The sequence below is a fragment of the Wujia sp. genome (assembly GCF_056872695.1).
Genome location: NZ_DBMFCD010000014.1, coordinates 57299 through 75669, shown reverse-complemented (window position 1 = coordinate 75669; position 18371 = coordinate 57299). Strand labels below are relative to the sequence as shown.

Annotated in this window: 15 protein-coding genes; all 15 read left to right on the top strand. The window is 43.3% G+C overall.

Annotated features, from left to right (window positions below; all coding sequences use genetic code 11):
• The first annotated feature begins 115 nt into the window (after nt 1-115).
• The 15 genes from rimM to bioB all read left to right on the top strand — a co-directional run bounded on the left by rimM (nt 116) and on the right by bioB (nt 18296).
• Nucleotides 116-628 (top strand): ribosome maturation factor RimM, encoded by a 513-nt coding sequence (gene rimM, locus ACZQK9_RS11975; RefSeq protein ID WP_483270714.1) that lies wholly within the window; start codon nt 116-118, stop codon nt 626-628.
• A 17-nt stretch (nt 629-645) separates the two neighbouring features.
• Complete coding sequence (gene trmD, locus ACZQK9_RS11970) at nt 646-1470, top strand: tRNA (guanosine(37)-N1)-methyltransferase TrmD (RefSeq protein ID WP_483270713.1); 825 nt, start codon at nt 646-648, stop codon at nt 1468-1470.
• Between the two features lie 70 nt (nt 1471-1540).
• Nucleotides 1541-2053 carry a hypothetical protein gene (locus tag ACZQK9_RS11965; protein ID WP_483270712.1) on the top strand — a complete coding sequence of 171 codons (513 nt, stop codon included), beginning with the start codon at nt 1541-1543 and terminating at the stop codon, nt 2051-2053.
• A gap of 152 nt (nt 2054-2205) precedes the next feature.
• On the top strand, nt 2206-2772 hold the full coding sequence (locus ACZQK9_RS11960) for a hypothetical protein (RefSeq protein WP_483270711.1): 567 nt from the start codon (nt 2206-2208) through the stop codon (nt 2770-2772).
• Between the two features lie 63 nt (nt 2773-2835).
• Nucleotides 2836-3510: a response regulator transcription factor gene (locus ACZQK9_RS11955; RefSeq protein WP_178017497.1), complete on the top strand. Its 675-nt coding sequence runs from the start codon at nt 2836-2838 to the stop codon at nt 3508-3510.
• Nucleotides 3461-4993 (top strand): sensor histidine kinase, encoded by a 1533-nt coding sequence (locus ACZQK9_RS11950; protein WP_483270710.1) that lies wholly within the window; start codon nt 3461-3463, stop codon nt 4991-4993. Before ACZQK9_RS11955 ends, ACZQK9_RS11950 begins: the two co-directional genes overlap by 50 nt.
• A 72-nt stretch (nt 4994-5065) precedes the next feature.
• Nucleotides 5066-5890: a hypothetical protein gene (locus tag ACZQK9_RS11945; RefSeq protein ID WP_483270709.1), complete on the top strand. Its 825-nt coding sequence runs from the start codon at nt 5066-5068 to the stop codon at nt 5888-5890.
• 62 nt (nt 5891-5952) lie between these two features.
• Nucleotides 5953-6870, top strand: a complete 918-nt coding sequence (locus ACZQK9_RS11940; RefSeq protein ID WP_178017494.1) for a chemotaxis protein CheV — start codon at nt 5953-5955, stop codon at nt 6868-6870.
• Nucleotides 6871-6933: 63 nt separating this feature from the next.
• The gene (locus ACZQK9_RS11935) at nt 6934-8145 is read left to right on the top strand and encodes an aspartate aminotransferase family protein (protein WP_216506504.1); all 1212 of its coding nucleotides are present in this window, start codon (nt 6934-6936) and stop codon (nt 8143-8145) included.
• Between the two features lie 35 nt (nt 8146-8180).
• Nucleotides 8181-9560: an aminopeptidase gene (locus ACZQK9_RS11930; protein WP_483270708.1), complete on the top strand. Its 1380-nt coding sequence runs from the start codon at nt 8181-8183 to the stop codon at nt 9558-9560.
• 71 nt (nt 9561-9631) lie between these two features.
• Complete coding sequence (locus ACZQK9_RS11925) at nt 9632-13942, top strand: two-component regulator propeller domain-containing protein (RefSeq protein WP_483270707.1); 4311 nt, start codon at nt 9632-9634, stop codon at nt 13940-13942.
• Between the two features lie 19 nt (nt 13943-13961).
• Nucleotides 13962-15764, top strand: a complete 1803-nt coding sequence (locus ACZQK9_RS11920; protein ID WP_483270706.1) for a sensor domain-containing diguanylate cyclase — start codon at nt 13962-13964, stop codon at nt 15762-15764.
• On the top strand, nt 15761-15970 hold the full coding sequence (gene thiS, locus ACZQK9_RS11915; RefSeq protein ID WP_178017489.1) for a sulfur carrier protein ThiS: 210 nt from the start codon (nt 15761-15763) through the stop codon (nt 15968-15970). The genes ACZQK9_RS11920 and thiS overlap by 4 nt, the downstream gene beginning before the upstream one ends.
• 81 nt (nt 15971-16051) lie before the next feature.
• Nucleotides 16052-17194 (top strand): PP-loop family protein, encoded by a 1143-nt coding sequence (locus ACZQK9_RS11910; RefSeq protein ID WP_483270705.1) that lies wholly within the window; start codon nt 16052-16054, stop codon nt 17192-17194.
• Between the two features lie 115 nt (nt 17195-17309).
• Nucleotides 17310-18296, top strand: a complete 987-nt coding sequence (gene bioB, locus ACZQK9_RS11905) for a biotin synthase BioB (protein ID WP_178017487.1) — start codon at nt 17310-17312, stop codon at nt 18294-18296.
• Nucleotides 18297-18371 lie beyond the last annotated feature (75 nt).

Genomic DNA, 18371 nt, shown 5'->3' with positions numbered 1-18371 from the left:
TAGTGCGGAAGGCGGATTCTTCAGAGCCTCTTTAGAGGCAAGCAGGTAACAGCGGCTTATAGCCGCAGGACAAACTACCGGCTAAGCCGGTAGTTATGATTTATCGGAGGAATTTATGAACGAAGATATGTTTCGAATTGGCGTGATCACATCGACACATGGATTAAAGGGCGAGGTCAAGGTATTCCCGACGACAGACGATCCGGCACGGTTCAAGAAATTGAAAAAGTGCGTGATTCGTACAAAAAGTGGCGATGTACCAGTAGAGAAAAAATCATGTAAGTTCTTTAAGAACATGGTGATTCTTTCTTTTTCGGAATTTAATGATATAAACGAGATAGAAAAATATAAGGGCTGTGAGCTGTATGTAACAAGAGAAGATGCAGTCCCGCTCGAAGAGGACGAGTTTTTTATTGCGGATGTGATTGACTCGGAAGTATTCGAGGATAACGGAAATAAGCTTGGAACTCTTGTGGATGTTATGCAGACAGGAGCCAATGATGTATTCGTTGTGAAGATGGAGAATGGCAAGGAAGTACTGCTTCCGGTCATCAAAGACTGTGTATTGGATATCAATGCGGAAGAAAAGAAAGTAGTCGTTCATATGATGAATGGTTTGCTGGATTAACTATATCGGAGGCGGATATGAATTTTCATATTATGACATTATTTCCGGAGATGGTGCTTGGAGGTTTAAACGAGAGTATTACCGGAAAGGCAATCGAAAAAGGGCTGATCGGAGTAAATGCTGTAAATATTCGTGATTTCGCAGGTAACCGGTACGGACATGTGGATGATTATACGTATGGTGGCGGTGCCGGCATGCTGATGCAGCCGGGACCGGTGTATGATGCGTATCAGCATGTGCTTGCACAGATTGCAGCACGCAGGGAAAAGGAAGGAACAAAAACGCAGGACAAAAAAGTGCGCGTGCTTTACATGACACCGCAGGGACAGCCTTTTAAACAGTGCATGGCAGAGGAGTATGCGAAGGAAGATGATCTTGTACTTCTGTGTGGACATTATGAGGGCATTGATGAACGCGTGCTGGAAATGATCGTGACAGATTATGTCTCCATCGGTGATTTCGTGCTGACTGGTGGAGAGCTTCCGGCAATGATGATCGTAGATGCGACAAGCCGTCTTGTGCCAGGTGTGCTTGGAAGCGATGAAAGTGCTGTGTATGAAAGCTTCTATGATGGCTTGCTTGAATATCCGCAGTATACCCGCCCGGAAGAATTTATGGGAAAGAAGGTGCCGGAGGTGCTGCTTTCCGGACATCATAAGAACATCGAAGAGTGGCGGTATGAGCAGTCCATGCAGCGGACGCAGGAACGTCGTCCGGATCTGTATGAAGCCTATGTGGAGGCACACCGGGAAGAGTTGGAAAAACGCAGGCGGAAAAAGGAAGAGAAAGAGCGAAAGCGGATCCGTCGGGAGCAACGTGCAAAAATGCAGGCAAATGAATAACTATCGCTTGTTTTGTGCGGCGATATAGTATATAATTTTGATTATCAAAAGAAGAAACGGGAGAGAAGTTATGAAGAAAAAAGTGTATATGGCAGTGCTTACACTTGCATTTGCGGGTCTTTTAGCTGGCTGCGGCAAGAAAGCAGAGGAAGACACAGGCGTATCTGTAAAAGATGATGTTGTGGAGTTTGTGAATGTAGAACTTCCAACAGCAAAAGCAGATCATGACAATGCGATTGCAATCTACAATGCTTATTTTGCAGATACCGGTAGTCAGGATTTGGATACGTTTAAAACTTCTTTGCAGGATACGGCTATTCCGGAAATGGAAAATTGTATTACAACGATTTCGAATATTGAAGTTGCAACAGATGAGGTTAAGGCATTGAAGGATTCTTATCTGCAGAGTGTGCAGAAAGAATGTGAGGCAATGAAGATGGTTGTGTCAGCAATTGACGGAGAAAATGCAGATTATCTGACACAGGCAGACAGTTTGATTGCAGAGGCGGCTACACTTCGGAGAGACTACCAGACAAAACTTCAGACGATTGCGAATGAGCAGGGAATTGTAGTAAATCAGTAATGGTAAGAAAGCTGTCGGTGAAATATCCGGCAGCTTTTTGTTATGGCGACGAGGAAAATGCACGCATTTATGCAGTGCACTTGACGACCGCTAATCAGGGCAAGATGCGCAGAGCGCAACTTGTCTCTGCTATGGCGACGAGGAAAATGCTTATGGAACAGACAGAACGTGAAAAAAAGGAACAGGCATATATCACACAGCTGAAAAAAAGCATGAATCCGGAGGATGTTGCCGGGTTGTATCATCTGTATCAGAAGCTGACAGAGAAAAGTTATTTTCGAACGGATGTGGGGTTTGGTTTTCTGGCAGAGCTAAGAGAGTATCTTGTAAAAAACGGATACCAGATAGATATTTATACAACACCGAAATCACCGGCAAATAAAAAAGTATCTGAAGAGCATGCAGAGGCACATTTGCGCAGAAAATATGATGCACTCTGTGAAAAGCAGGAACAGACAGAACAGGAAGTGGAACGGTTGAATCTGATCCGCATTCGTCTGACAATTGCGGTTGTTGCACTTGCAGCTGTGGTAATTGGAATGCTATTTATTACAGTGACAAATAAAAATGTTGGATACTTTCATGCAGAGCAGAAAATACAGGATAAATATTCGTATTGGGAAGAACAGCTGGACGTACGGGAGAAGGAACTACAGGAGTGGGAAAAAGAACTTGGTGAGCAGGCAGAAAAAATGAATGAAACCAAGACACAAAATTGACAAAAATAAATGCTATAATCGGATACAATCAATGATAGAAGATGATAGTTAGGAGGAACTGGGATGAATGATTTAAAAGTGCTGGTCGTGGATGATGAGAGCCGTATGCGAAAGCTGGTACGTGACTTCCTTGTGAAGGACGGGTATTCCGTTGTGGAGGCTGCAGACGGGGAAGAAGCGGTCGATGTTTTTATGTCAGATAAGGACATCTCATTGATCATTCTGGATGTGATGATGCCAAAGTTGGATGGATACGGAGTGGCAGAGGAAGTACGGAAAATGTCTGATGTACCAATCATCATGCTGACGGCCAAAAGTGATGAAAAGGATGAATTGCGGGGGTTCGATCTTGGAATTGATGAATATATAACAAAACCGTTTTCTCCGCGGATTCTGGTGGCAAGAGTGGAAGCTGTGCTTCGCAGAACACAGACAGATGCGGAAGCAAATGTAATTACAGTGGATGGAATCGAGATGGATATTGCTGCCCATCAGGTAAAGGTAGATGGGACACCGATTGAGCTGTCCTATAAGGAATTTGAATTGTTAAATTATTTCTTACAGAATCGTGGTGTGGCATTGTCCAGAGAGAAAATTCTGAACAATGTCTGGAATTATGATTATTTTGGAGATGCCAGGACAATTGATACCCATGTAAAGAAGCTTCGGAGTAAGCTTGGAAGCAAGGGTGACTACATCAAGACGATTTGGGGTATGGGTTATAAGTTCGAAGGCTAAGGCACGTAATTCAATTCGTGTCAAGATATCCATGATGGTTGTTTTTTTCTCTGTATTTATAATTGCAGCATCCTGGCTGCTTTGCAGTTATGTACTTGGCGGTGTTTTCCGCTACAGCATAAAGAACAACCTGATTGCAACCTATAATTCCTGTAACGAACTGTTTCAGGATCAAAGTGAAGATGCGTTTGACAATGGCGACTTGTTTGGGCAGATCAAAAACCCACAGGATGCAGTTGTCATGATCGTGGATTCAAACAACGGGAAATTATATACGTCTATTAACGATGAAGGTCAGATGATGGAAGGCATGCGGAGCCTTTTGAGCAGTATCCGAAGTGAGGACAGCGAGAGCCAGTTTGATAAGGGTGAATATATCATCCGGAGAAACCATGATACAGTAACAAATGCAGATTATTATGATTTGATTGGAAGGCTGGACAATGGATACGAGATATTGCTTCGGACACCGATTGCGCGTGTTGAGTCGGTCATGCAGGTCATGACACATCTGTTTGTCTATATCTGTATCGGACTTATGGTGTTTGGAACAGCATTTATGCTGTTGTTCAGTAATATTTTTGCAGCTCCGATCAAACGGATGTCCAAGGCTGCAAAGAGGATGAGTGAGCTTGATTTTGATGTAAAAATTCCGGTTACAAGCAATGATGAAATCGGAGAACTTGGAAACAGCATGAATGAGATGTCTGAAAAGCTGGAGCGGACGATCTCGGAACTGAAAGCAGCAAATATCGAATTGCAGCGGGATATCGCAGAACGCCGGAAAATGGATGATATGCGAAAGGAATTTTTGTCACATGTATCTCATGAGTTGAAAACACCGATTGCATTGATTCAGGGATATGCAGAGGGCTTGAAGGATGATATGTGCGAAGATAAAGAAAGTCGTGATTTCTATACAGATGTTATCATTGATGAGTCACATAAGATGAACACGATGGTAAAACGTCTGCTCACGTTGAATGAGATTGAGTTTGGCGATACGAAGCTTAATATTGAACGGTTTGAACTGGTTGGTTTTGTCAATTCAATTCTGGCTTCAACGAAGATTCTGGCAGAAGAGAAAGGTGCAGAGATTATCTTTGAAGAAGAACCGCCAGTGTATGTGTGGGCAGATGAGTATATGATTGAAGAGGTCTTTACAAATTATCTGACAAATGCCATTCATTATGTAAGAAAAGATGGTGTGATCCGCATTTCATTTAAACCAATGGGAAATGATGTACGTGTCTGTGTCTATAATCAGGGTGATTGGATTGCGCAAGAGGATATTGACCGTGTTTTTGAGAAATTCTATAAGGCGGATAAGGCACGGACGAGAGAATATGGCGGTAATGGAATTGGTCTTTCTATCGTCGCAGCTACAATGGAAGCGCACGGAAAGAACTATGGTGTGGAAAATGTAGCAGATGGTGTGATGTTTTACTTTGATTTGGATGCTAATGTGCTTGCCGATGAATGAAATAAGTGGTAAAATTATTTTATCCTTGTGGGTAAAGAAACAGGTAATGCATATAACATGAGAAAACAGAGTATGAGTAAAAAACAGAAAGCAACACATGCAAATAAAAAAATATGGAAACGGCGGCTGCTGGCAGCACTGATCGCATGCGGTGTATTTGTGACAACCGGATGTGGACAGGTGATTGATTTGACGGATGAGGAAAATCATCTGATTGCAGAATATGCCGCAGAGCTTTTGCTGAAATATGATCGGAATTATGATATGCGTTACAATCCGGATGAGCTGGAGGAAACGACAGAGACTATGACAGAAACGGACGCAACGACAGAGACAACGACGGAAGCTGAAACTACAACGGAAGCTGTAACGACGGAGCAGGATGTTTCTGTGGATGGACCGACAACACAGGTACAGCCAAGTACAGATGAGACGGTGAAAGAAGATATCGGAGCAACTGTGGATCCGGATTTTGATATCGCTGCATTCGTTGGTGAGAACCGTATCTCTGTGCGATATGCATATTACATGGTGGTGGATAGTTATCCATCGTATGATCAGGACGGTATGTATATCGAGGTACAGGCACCGGAAGGCTACAAGCTGTTAGTTCTGAAGTTTGAGGTAGAGAATAAGACAAACGAGGATCAGGCAGTTGATCTGTATGATAAGGATGTCAATTATAATATTGTTGTTGATAACAGTCGGACAACCAAACAGATGCTGACGATTTTAGCGGATGATCTGTATACCTATGACAAGACGATTCAGGCGAGCAGCCGGGAAGAAGCCGTGCTTTTGTATACGGTTTCCGATTCTGTGGCAAATAAATGGACGGACTTGAAATTACAGGTGAAATACGGTGGAACAAGTGCTGTCTTGCAGCTTGAACAGTAAGAATGATTAAGAATGATTTTGCACAGTTTTAGTATAGAGGGCTTGCATAAAGGAGGGTACATATGGATTCAAATATTTTATTGGAGAGCGGTACAAACGAACTTGAGGTACTTGAGTTCATCATAAACGGAAATCATTATGGAATCAATGTGGAGAAGGTACGGGAAATTCTTCCATATCAGGAGATTACACCGGTTCCAAATTCGCATCCATGCATCGAAGGTATTTTTATGCCACGTGGGGATATTATTACAGTGATTGATTTGTTCCAGACATTGGGATTTCCAAATCCGGACAAACAGAATAATTTCTTGATCGTGACGAATTTTAATAACCTGAATATTGCATTTGATGTACAGTCTGTGCTTGGTATCAATCGTGTATCATGGAAGGATGTTGTAAAGCCGGATGCAACGGTCAGTGGCCCTGGAACCGGAATTGCAACCGGTATTATCAAGAATGAAGACAATCTGTTGATCATCCTTGATTTTGAACGTATTGTGGAAGGTATCTGTCCGGAGACAAGTTTGAAGATTTCACAGGTGACAGAGCTGGAAGACCGTGAGCGTAACAGTATTCCGATCCTGATTGCAGAGGATTCCATGATGCTCTGTAAGCTGATTGAGGATGCATTGCACAGAGCAGGTTATACGAAGCTTACAATCAAGAATAATGGACAGGAAGCATGGGATTATCTGTGTGAACTGAAGAAGAATAATGGTGTGGAATATGGTGCGAAGTGTCTGATCACGGATATTGAAATGCCACAGATGGATGGACATCATCTGATTAAGAAGATCCGTGAGACAGAAGGCTTGAAGCAGATTCCGATTGTGATATTCTCATCTTTGATCAATGAGGATATGAAGCGTAAGGGCGATCTGCTTGGTGCGGATGCACAGATTAGTAAGCCGGAAATTGGACAGTTAGTTGGAATACTGGATAGTCTGGTTGCAAGTCAGATATACGGAACTAAATAAGTAAAATTATGCCGGCAGGTTTCCTGCCGGCATCTGAAATTTATAGCATATGAGGTGAGAGAAATGGACTTGAAGAGTACCGGAAAGACAAAAGAAGAAATCAAAGAAATGTATAATAAATATTTCTATGAGACATTTCAACGTTTTGATTTCATCGCAGAAAAGGGCGAGGATGATTATGTAATTGATGAGACGGGCAAACGATATCTTGACTTTATGGCAGGCATCGCAGTTAACTCAGCCGGACATTGTAATAAGAAGGTAGTAGAAGCAATCACAGAGCAGGCACATCAGATGATGCATGCATCGAATTATTGTTATACGATCCCAATGGCTATGCTGGCACAGCGCATTTGTGATGCAATTGGGATGGAGAAGATTTATTTCCAGAATTCCGGTGCAGAGGCAAATGAGGTTATGATCAAGCTTGCCAGAAAATACGGAAAAGATAATTTTGGACCAAACCGTTATCATATTGTAACGGCGGAGAACAGCTTTCATGGACGGACACTTGCCACTCTTGCAGCAACCGGACAGCCAGGAACAGCAATCCAGAGAAACTACGATCCGATGATTCCGGGATTTTCTTATGCAGAGTTTAATAATGTACAGTCGTTTGCGGATGCGTGTACCGAGGATACAATTGCAATCATGGTTGAGCCTGTGCAGGGAGAAGGCGGCGTGATTCCGGCAACGAAAGAGTTCTTGCAGGGCTTGCGCAAATTGTGTGATGAGCGTAATATGCTGTTGTTATTTGATGAGGTACAGACTGGCTGGGGAAGAACCGGAAGTCTGATGGCATTTATGGGATATGGTGTAAAACCGGATTGCGTCAGCATGGCGAAAGCGATGGGTGGTGGAATGCCGATTGGCGCGATGTGTACAAGCGCAAAGCTTGCACTTACATTTGGACCGGGTGCACATGGAAGCACCTATGCCGGAAATCCGGTTGCATGTGCTGCAAGCTATGCACAGATCGGAGAGATCATGGATCAGAAGCTTCCTGAAAATGCAGAAAAGATTGGAACGTATTTCCGGGAGGAACTGTTGAAGCTTCCATGTGTGAAAGAGGTACGTGGACGTGGACTTATGATCGGTGTAGAGTTCAACAAAGATATTGCGACTGACGTGAAGTATCAGTCTGCCGATGAAGGCTTGCTTATCACAGCAGTCAGACCGAATGTGATCCGTCTGGTTCCTCCACTTGATATTACAGAGAAGGAATGTGATGAAGCATTTGCAATTTTACATAAGGTTGTATCAAAGTTGGTATAATGAAGGTAAAGTGTTTTTGACAGGAGGCTATGACAATGAGACGTAAAAATGCATGGACAACGTACAATAAAAAGCAGTTAGACGAGTTGGAGAAGCTTTGTAAGAACTATCTGAAGTTTCTGGATAAAGGAAAGACGGAACGTGAGTGTGTAAAGCAGATTGTAAAGCAGGCAGAAGAAAAAGGCTATGTGAATCTGGCTGATATCACAAAGGATAAGAAGTCGCTCAAGGCAGGTGACAAGGTATATAGTGTCTGCATGGATAAGACAGTTGCTCTGTTCCAGATCGGAAAGAAGAAGCTTGAAAAGGGAATGAACATCTTAGGCGCACATATTGATTCACCTCGTATGGATGTCAAGCAGAATCCGTTGTATGAGAGTGAAGAGTTCGCATATCTTGATACACATTACTATGGTGGTATCAAGAAGTATCAGTGGGTAACATTGCCGCTTGCTTTGCATGGTGTTGTAGTAAAAAAAGATGGAACGGTGATTACGGTCAACGTCGGTGAGGACAAGAGTGATCCGGTATTCTGTGTGACTGATCTGTTGATTCATCTTGCTGGCGAGCAGATGGAGAAAAAGGCAAACAAGGTAATCGAGGGAGAAAATCTGGATGTCCTTGTCGGCAGTAAGCCTTTGGAAGGAAAGGAGAAGGATGCTGTGAAAGAAGGTATCCTTGAAATCCTGAAAGAAAAGTATGATATGACAGAAGAGGACTTCATGTCTGCGGAGATCGAGGTTGTTCCAGCCGGACATGCGCGTGAGGCGGGTCTGGATCACAGTATGGTCATGTCTTATGGACAAGATGATCGCGTGTGCGCATATACATCCCTGGCAGCCATGCTTGAAGTGGATGAGGTAGAAAAGACAACTTGTTGTCTGCTTACAGATAAAGAGGAGATTGGAAGTGTTGGTGCGACAGGTATGCAGTCTCGGTTCTTTGAGAATTCTGTGGCAGAGCTGATGGATGCAATGGGAGAGTTTAGTGAGTTATCGCTGCGCAGATGTCTGGCAAACTCCAGCATGCTTTCTTCCGATGTAAATGCAGCATATGATCCGTTGTTTGCAAGTGCATTTGAAAAGAATAATGCATCTTATTTTGGCCGTGGTGTTGTATTCAGCAAGTTTACCGGCTCCAGAGGAAAATCTGGAAGCAATGATGCAAATGCAGAATATATCGCACGTATTCGTAAGATGATGGATAAAAATGAGGTGTGCTTCCAGATGGCAGAACTTGGAAAGGTTGATGTCGGCGGTGGCGGAACGATTGCTTATATTCTGTCATTGTATGGCATGGAAGTCATCGACTGTGGTGTGGCTGTCCTGAATATGCATGCACCTTGGGAAATCACATCCAAGGCAGATATCTACGAAGCATATAAGTGCTATAAAGTATTTTTAAAAGAAGCATAAAATGAAAGATAAAGATTGATACCAATATGATAAAGAAAAGATGGAACAATCATAAATTGGCAGCAGAAATTATGGCATTCCTTTTGGTATGTCTTTTTCTGCTGCTTTCTTTTTGCAATCCTGTTTTGAAGGTCTGTGCAAAGGATTCTTTTCTGGCGGGATACATGCAGTCGGTTTATAATCAGAAATCAGGCATAGGCAGTAACGAAGTGAACTGCTTGTATCAGTCCTCATCTGGCTATATTTGGGCGGGTACCGATGGCGGACTTTACCGTACGAATGGTTCTGGGTTCCAGAGTATTGATCTGTGGGATACAGAGCGTACGGATTTATATTCCATTAACTGTATTGTTCAGGATCAGAATGGACGGATGTGGATCGGAACTGATAATTATGGACTGTTTTATATCGAGGATGGCCAGACACATCATTTGCAGGAAGAGTATTACAATGGAAACAAAACAATTTTATCGATTGTGGAGGGTGAGGATGGAACAATTTATGTTGCATGTGTAAGCGGGCTTTTCGTTATTACAGAGGCGGATAAGGAAACACGTTCGGATACTTCTTCCTATGCGCTTGCTGCATATGATGATCCTGCGATTGCAAATATCGAGTTACGAGGTATGACAGCAAAAGAAGATGAGATATGGGCACTGGATGGAGATGGAATCATTTATGTATTCAATCAAGATGGTGTGTCACATGTGATAAAGGAACAGGGGGAATCCGGGGAAGAGTGGAATACAATCAAGGCTTGTCAGGGCTATGTCTATGTAGGAAGTAATGGCAGGGATATACGCGCGTATCGGAGTGCAACAAGTAAACGTACATTATCTGCGGGCGTGGAAGGAATCAACAATTTCATGCAGGATGCAGATGGCAGATTGTGGGTCTGTGCCGATAACGGATATGGCTATTTTGATAAACAATGGAATTTTGTCCGTATCAGTGACAGTCAGATTGATACGTACATCTCAGATATGATTCAGGATTATGAGGGTAATTACTGGATTGCGTCTTCCCGAGTAGGATTGTTGCTGCTTACGAAAAGCAAATTCACTGATTACAATACAGCTGTCGGAATGACAGAAAGTATGGTAAATGCAGTATATGAGTATGGTGGAAAGAAATATATTGCAACGGATGATGGGCTGTATATTTATAATGCAAAGGAAGAACAGGAAGTCAATGATCTCACAGAGCTTCTGAAAAACGTCAGTGTACGGCATATAATTTCGGACAAACGTGGAACCTTGTGGATTTCCACGAATCGAAAATATGGGGTTGTAAAATATGCATCGGATGGTACGATCACGGTATATGGCCGGTCAGATGGACTGCCGGGTATGTCAGTAAATTGTACCCTTCCATTGAGCAATGGAAATCTCGCGGTTGCGACTACGGAAGGTATTGCGATTCTGGATCAGAATGGGCACATAGATACTGTGTATCACAGTGGGGTAGAGCTTGCTGAGGTAAATATCCTTGCACTGTTTGAAACAGACGAAGGAGATATTCTGGCTGGTACAGATGGTGAAGGAATCTATGTGATAGAGGCAGGTAAGGATACTTTGCAGCATTACAGTACCGAAGATGGATTGAATTCGGATGTGGTATCATGCTTTGCACAGGGAGAACAGGGTATCTGGATTGGAACGGACAGTGGTGCTTGCTTCTATAATGAAGCATTTCGTATGATCAGCAATGTAGAATACTCAAACAGTGTTTATGATATTGTGATAGCACGAGGCTCTGTCTGGCTGGTTGGTTCGATGGGCGTGCTTCGGACATCAGAGGATGAATTGCTCGGAAGCAACGGAATTTCGGGAAGATATTTTGCAACCGGGGATGGGTTGACGAAGACAATCAATACAAACGGAAATTCCTGTATGGATACAAAGGGAAAACTGTATATCTGTTGTAATGAGGGAATATCGGTTTTAGATACGGAACATATATGGTATAACGAGGTACAGCCGATCATTAAGGTTACGCGGATTGATATCGATGGAACCTCTTATGAATTCGATGATTTGAATGATGGTCTGGTTATAAAAAATGATGCGTCCAAAATTACGATTGATTTTGCAGTATTTTCGTATGTGAACCGCGGCGATATTAAAGTGCAGTATATGCTGGATGGTTTTGAGTCCAAGCCGACAGAATTGCATGGAGATGATGTGCTGCAGGCGGTTTACACGAATCTGGATGGTGGTGTCTACACATTTACAGTGAGTGCCTACAATGGAGATGGGACCGCCTGTGAGGAACCGCTTTCGTTTGTGATAGAAAAAGAAAAAAGCGTGTTCGAAAGCCTGATGGCGAGAAGTATATTGATTCTTAGTCTGGTAGTTATATTTCTGCTTCTGGTTCTGACGGTGATCCGTGTCAGACGAATGTTGAAGTCAAAGACATCTGCGTTGGAGCAGTTGTCCAAGGAACATGAAGAGGCAGTAAAGACAAGTACAGCTAAAAATGACTATCTCGCGAATATGAGCAATGAGATAAAAACGCCAATCCACGCGATGATGGCGAAAGCGGATGAACTATTGCATATGGTGGATAAGGATTCACCATATCGAAAGGATATACGTGGTATTTATGACATTGGAAATGATATTTTAGCGAGTGTTGATGATATTATATTGCTTGCTAAGCTGGAATCCGGGCGTTTTGAGCTGGAGGAAAGTAATTATGCAATCTCGGATCTTGTGGCAGACATGTCAGAGCTTGCATTGTGTGAATTGGCAGATCGGGATAAGTCAGTAAAATTCTTCGTTGAGCTCGGAGAAAATGTGACAGACAATCTGATCGGAGATGTCGATAAGATACGAAATATTCTTGTACGCCTATTGGACAATGCAATTCGCTACACGAAGCAGGGAAGCATTACCCTATCAGTAGATAGCTACGAATATACGGAGCATCCGCATCAAGATATGTTAAACATTGTATTTACGATCGCAGATACAGGAATTGGTATTCAGGAAGAACGTCTGGATAATATTTTTGATCTGTATGAAAGCGGAGACAGTATGAAAAACAGTACCCACCCGGGCCATGGCGTAGGACTTGCGATTGCCAAGGGCTATGCAGATATTCTGGAAGCGGAATTATCGGTCGAAAGCGTGTATGGGGCTGGTTCCACATTTGTGTTATCATTAAACCAGAAGCCGGCAGTAAAACTGAGCAGTGGACAGGTTGTATCGAAGATTGAAGATACTGTATCCAAGGAGGATGCAGAAAAGCTCTGGCTTCCGGAAGTATCCGCCTTGCTGGTGGATGACGACGAGGTTAGTATTGAAGTCAGTCGGAAGGTGCTTACATCGTTTGATATGAAGCTGGATGTTGCAACATCGGGACTTGGTGCGATTGATATGGTATTGAATCATGAGTATGATGTTGTGTTTATGGATTTATCAATGCCGATTATGAATGGTATTGATGCAATGAAGGAAATTCGGGAATTGGATGATATCAAGTATGCGATGTTGCCGATTATCGCGCTGGATCCGGATGCTATCGAGGGAAACCGTGGCAGTCACATTTCGGCAGGATTTACAGACAGTATGATAAAGCCGATTGAACCTCGACGGGTAGCAGCAATCTTGAAGGATTGTCTTCCGGAGAATAAATTACAGGAGCGTTCCGATGATATCCGGCTTTTGATCGAGGGTTCCCGGTTTAGGGAAGGTCTGATTCGTTTGCAGGAAACACTGGATGTGGAGGAAGCAATTCAGCGTATTGGAGGAAGCATTGAGGTTTATAACAAGCTGATTCAGGCGTTTTATTCACAGAATAAAGATATTGCCAATACATTGGCAGATAAATCGACGCGGGATATCCGATCCTTTAAGATGAAGATTCACTCAATCCGTACATTGTCAAACAGCATTGGTGCATATGAGCTTGCAAGATATGCGGCGAAGATGGAGACCTCGATCAATGTTGGAAAACGGGATCAATTACGCCAGAACCTGCGAGGTTTTACAGATGAACTTGTGTATCTGCTCTTAATCTTAGAGGATTATGAACGGTTTGTTGATGAGGTATCTGGTATGACGGATGAGGAATATGCAGCCAAGATGGCACAGGAAAATTCCAAAGAGGAAACGAAGGAGACTGACACAGATATGAATGTGCAGGAAGAGGTGCCAGAGGATCTGACTGTAATTTCGATTGCTGCGCTTGATGAAATTGCAAAGCACGCAAAGTCTGGTGATTTTGAACAGGTACGGATCCAACTCGAACGTTTGAAAAGCTTTGGCTATGATGGCGATAATTTTGAATTTTTACAGGCACTTTCGGAGGCAGCAACATCCGGAAATGCAGATATGATTACAGAGCTTGTGAACACATACAGGGATTTGAAACTGTAAATAAAAAGGGGATGAAAAAATGGAGCATGAACAATTTGATGAAGCTTTGATGCAGTGTATTCATACGCTTCGTACCGGCAGTGATATGGATCATGCCATTCAGAAACTGCTGGAGATTATTGCAGAATTTCATGATGCAGATCGTGCTTATATTTTCGAGTTTGCAGATGATGAAATTCATATGGATAACACATATGAATATTGTAAGGATGGAATTACACCGGAGAAAGATATTCTGCAGGATATCGAGATATCCACGATTGACAGGTGGCTTGCTTTATTTAAAGAGCAGGGAGAAGTATATTTGAATTCCAGAGATGGAGAGCTGGATGAAACTTCCGAGGAATACAGGCTGCTTAAGATACAGGGCGTGGACAGTCTGATGGTTGCACCGCTATATTCAGAGACAAAGATGATTGGATTTATCGGAGTGGATAATCCGAACAATAACACGTATACGTTGTCGCTGCTCCGGTCCGTTGCGTCATTGATCGTCAATGATATCCAGAAGCGTATCACATTGGAACAACAAGTGATAAATGCATTGGCACGTATATACATTTCCTTGTATCTGGTCAATATTCCGGCGGATACACAGAAGGAATTAAACAGTAACAATGATGTGCGTAAATATATCAAACAAACTGAGCATGCGGCAGAACAGATGCGTGTTGTGATGAAACATATGGCTGATGCACAGTATTGGGAAGGCATACTTGCTTTTTCAGACCTTACGACTCTGGATAGACGGATGAAAAACTGTGATTATATCAGCCACGAGTTTTACAGCTCGACGGAACGATGGTGCCGTGCAAACTTTATTGTTGTTGACCGCTTAGAAAATGGTAATCTGAATAATATAATTTTTGGTGTACAGCTTATTGATGAGGAGAAAAAGAAAGAACTTGAATATCAGGCAGCACTCGAACATGCACTGGAAAATCAGAATGAGATTTATGGAGAATTGCTTCAGATGCAAAGTGGTGGTGTAATTGCAGTCGAGATCAAGACGAACCGAATTCTCGTAATTAACCGCGCGTTGATGGACATGTTTGGGATTGATGAGGCAAAGAAAAGCCAACTTACACATGAGGAATTTCTGTCCCATTTTGTGGATAAAAAGGCGATGGAAAAGTTTTTGGCAGTACGTGATACACTTGTAGAACCGTATGTGCGTGAATATGAGGTAATGCGTGGCGATGAGCAGATTTTTGTCTTATGTCACACGAAGCTTATCACACTTGCAAATGGAGATCGCGTCAGTGTGACAAGTGTGATGAATGTTACAGAAAATAAGAAATTTGAACAGCGTCTGCTTGTACAATCGCAGACGGATGCTCTGACCAGAATCTGCAACCGTGGATATGGAGAAGCACAGATTGAGAAGCTGTTAAAGGCAAAGAAAAATGGTATGTTCCTGTTGTTCGATGTCGATAAATTCAAGCATATTAATGATACGTATGGACATAGTATTGGTGATGAGGTTTTGATACAGGTTGCAGGCGCATTAAAACAGACATTTGAGAAGTTTGGTGTCTGTATGCGGCTTGGTGGAGACGAGTTTGCGGTATATGCGCCGGAAATAACGGAACAGATACAGGCTGAGACGATGATACAGGCATTTTTTGAACGGATTCGGGAAATCGCAATTCCGCAGATGGAAGGCTATGCAATCTCTGTCAGTCTGGGTGTGGTACTCTGTGCACCGGACAGGGAGCATGTGTTTGAAAAGGTATACCGATGTGCAGATGCCACGATGTATACCTGTAAGAAGATAACAGGAAACAGTTATGATTTTTATACAGGGAGGAACCCCGCATGAATATAGAATTATCCGGAAAAAAGAAAGTGGTTGCTGACGGAATCACAGTGGCAGAGCTGATCGTACAAGAGCAGTTAGAGACACCAAAGCATGTGAAGGTTGCGGTAAATGATGATTTTGTTGAGGTAGATGCATTTGAAAAAACTGTATTGCAGGAAGGCGATGTGGTTGAGTTTCTGATATTTATGGGTGGCGGCTGCAGATAAAGGCGTCAAGCCCGGACATCAACCCGGTGCAGGCTTTAGTTTGAAGCCTGTTCCCCGGAGTTTAGCTCGGAGGATAAGGACATGTATGATATTTCACCAGAGGAATTAAAAGATTATAGTGCATATACGATCGTGGATATCCGAGATGATATGTCGTATGCATATGGGCATCTGCCGGATGCAATCTCTGTGCCGCAGGCAGAGCTTTCCACGTATATCGATGAGTGGAAAGACACAGGGAAGGTACTGATCTACTGCAAACGTGGAGAAGCGAGTGCGGATGCGGTGCTGATGCTGCGGGAACAGGGAGTCGAAGCTTACAATTTAAAGGGCGGTTATATGGCATGGCTGATGCTTGCCATGCAGGAACCGGTGGAACAGACAGATGTGGATTTTGCAAAGGACGTAGAGGAGAGCATACGGAAGCGGTTCCGGAAGAAAATCTGGTGCAAGTTTACGAAAGCAATCAATGAATATGAACTCGTGAAACCGGGGGATAACATCGCGGTATGTATCTCCGGCGGGAAGGATTCGATGTTGATGGCGAAGCTGTTTCAGGAACTGAAACGGCATAACAAGTTTCCGTTTGGTGTACAGTTTCTTGTGATGGATCCTGGGTATAGTCCGGAAAACCGACAGGTGATCGAGACAAATGCGAAGAATCTGAACATTCCAATCACGATATTCGAGTCGGACATATTCGAGTCAGTTTTTCATGTGGAGAAATCGCCGTGTTATCTATGCGCGCGTATGCGGCGCGGTCATCTGTACAGTCAGGCGAAGGCACTTGGCTGTAACAAGATTGCTCTGGGACATCATTATGATGACGTGATTGAGACAATCTTGATGGGAATGTTATATGGGGCGCAGGTGCAGACGATGATGCCGAAGCTTCACAGTACGAACTTCGAGGGGATGGAGCTGATTCGTCCGCTGTACCTTGTGCGTGAGGATGATATCAAGGCATGGAGGGATGCGAACCATCTGCATTTTATCCAGTGTGCGTGTAAATTTACAGATACCTGTTCTTCGTGTGATAAGGATGGACAGAGCAATTCCAAACGTCTGGAGGTAAAGAAGTTGATTCATGAGCTTGCGAAGACGAATCCATTTGTGGAAGGAAACATATTCAAAAGCGTGGAAAATGTGAACTTAAGTACGGTGATCGCCTACAAAGAAAATGGTGTGAAGCATCATTTCTTGGATGACTATGACAAAGAGTGATAACATACATGGTGTAATGAAGCACGGTGATGCGTGGTGACATATAATGAACAGTTGCGGAACGACATGAAATTATTCTTCAATTGAGAATACAAGAGAAAAAGGAGACGAGGAAATGGGAACAATGCTAGAACTTGCAAATGAGATTATAGGTGGTAGAAGAATTACAAAGGACGATGATTTGTCGATATTCCTAACATGTGATCTGGACGAACTGCGGGAAGGCGCAGACAAAATTCGGGAATATTTTATCGGCGAGGATGTAGACTTATGCTCGATCATCAATGGCCGGAGCGGAAGATGTCCGGAAGATTGCAAGTTCTGTGCACAGTCCGCACACAATCATACCAATTGCGAGGTGTATGATTTCTTAGACGAAGAGAAGATTATGGAGGCATGCCGTTTTAACGAGGAACATGGGGTACACCGGTTCTCAATCGTGACAAGCGGGCGCGCACTTACCGGAGAAGAATTTGAGAAGGCAATCCATGTATTTGAGCGGATGCATAAGGAATGTAAGATTGATCTTTGTGCGTCAATGGGATTTTTGACATCGGAACAGCTGCACCGTCTGCATGAGGCAGGTGTGACAAGCTATCATCACAACATCGAGACTTCGAGAAGAAACTTCCCGAATATTTGCACCACACATACTTACGATCAGAAGATCGAGACATTAAAGGCAGTTAAGGCAGAGGGCATGTGTCCTTGCTCCGGCGGCATCATCGGTATGGGCGAGACATGGGAAGATCGTCTGAGCATGGCAGTGGATCTGGCAGAGACAGGTGTGGAGTCGATCCCAATCAATGCACTGATGCCGATCAAGGGAACACCACTCGAAGATCGTGAGTCTCTGACCGAGGATGATATCCTGCGTACGATCGCATTCTTCCGATATATCAATCCGGAGGCAAATATCCGTCTGGCAGCCGGACGTGCACTTCTGACAAACGATGGTGAGACCGCGTTCCAGTCTGGTGCATCTGCAACGATCACAGGTGATATGCTGACAACCGTTGCCTGCGCAACAATCGCGAGCGATAAGGAAATGCTGGCAAAGCTTGGAAGAAATGCAACCCCGGGTTATGTGAAAGAAAAATAGTTTGCATGATTGTTCTATATGCATAGTATATTCACAAACGGTTGATACTTGAAAAATCTTATCAAATAGAGAACT

Bases quoted from the DNA above. Each gene is read 5' to 3' on its own strand.
- rimM (WP_483270714.1), top strand. From the start codon at position 116: ATGAACGAAGATATGTTTCGAATTGGCGTGATCACATCGACACATGGA.
- trmD (WP_483270713.1), top strand. From the start codon at position 646: ATGAATTTTCATATTATGACATTATTTCCGGAGATGGTGCTTGGAGGT.
- ACZQK9_RS11965 (WP_483270712.1), top strand. From the start codon at position 1,541: ATGAAGAAAAAAGTGTATATGGCAGTGCTTACACTTGCATTTGCGGGT.
- ACZQK9_RS11960 (WP_483270711.1), top strand. From the start codon at position 2,206: ATGGAACAGACAGAACGTGAAAAAAAGGAACAGGCATATATCACACAG.
- ACZQK9_RS11955 (WP_178017497.1), top strand. From the start codon at position 2,836: ATGAATGATTTAAAAGTGCTGGTCGTGGATGATGAGAGCCGTATGCGA.
- ACZQK9_RS11945 (WP_483270709.1), top strand. From the start codon at position 5,066: ATGAGTAAAAAACAGAAAGCAACACATGCAAATAAAAAAATATGGAAA.
- ACZQK9_RS11940 (WP_178017494.1), top strand. From the start codon at position 5,953: ATGGATTCAAATATTTTATTGGAGAGCGGTACAAACGAACTTGAGGTA.
- ACZQK9_RS11935 (WP_216506504.1), top strand. From the start codon at position 6,934: ATGGACTTGAAGAGTACCGGAAAGACAAAAGAAGAAATCAAAGAAATG.
- ACZQK9_RS11930 (WP_483270708.1), top strand. From the start codon at position 8,181: ATGAGACGTAAAAATGCATGGACAACGTACAATAAAAAGCAGTTAGAC.
- ACZQK9_RS11925 (WP_483270707.1), top strand. From the start codon at position 9,632: ATGGCATTCCTTTTGGTATGTCTTTTTCTGCTGCTTTCTTTTTGCAAT.
- ACZQK9_RS11920 (WP_483270706.1), top strand. From the start codon at position 13,962: ATGGAGCATGAACAATTTGATGAAGCTTTGATGCAGTGTATTCATACG.
- thiS (WP_178017489.1), top strand. From the start codon at position 15,761: ATGAATATAGAATTATCCGGAAAAAAGAAAGTGGTTGCTGACGGAATC.
- ACZQK9_RS11910 (WP_483270705.1), top strand. From the start codon at position 16,052: ATGTATGATATTTCACCAGAGGAATTAAAAGATTATAGTGCATATACG.
- bioB (WP_178017487.1), top strand. From the start codon at position 17,310: ATGGGAACAATGCTAGAACTTGCAAATGAGATTATAGGTGGTAGAAGA.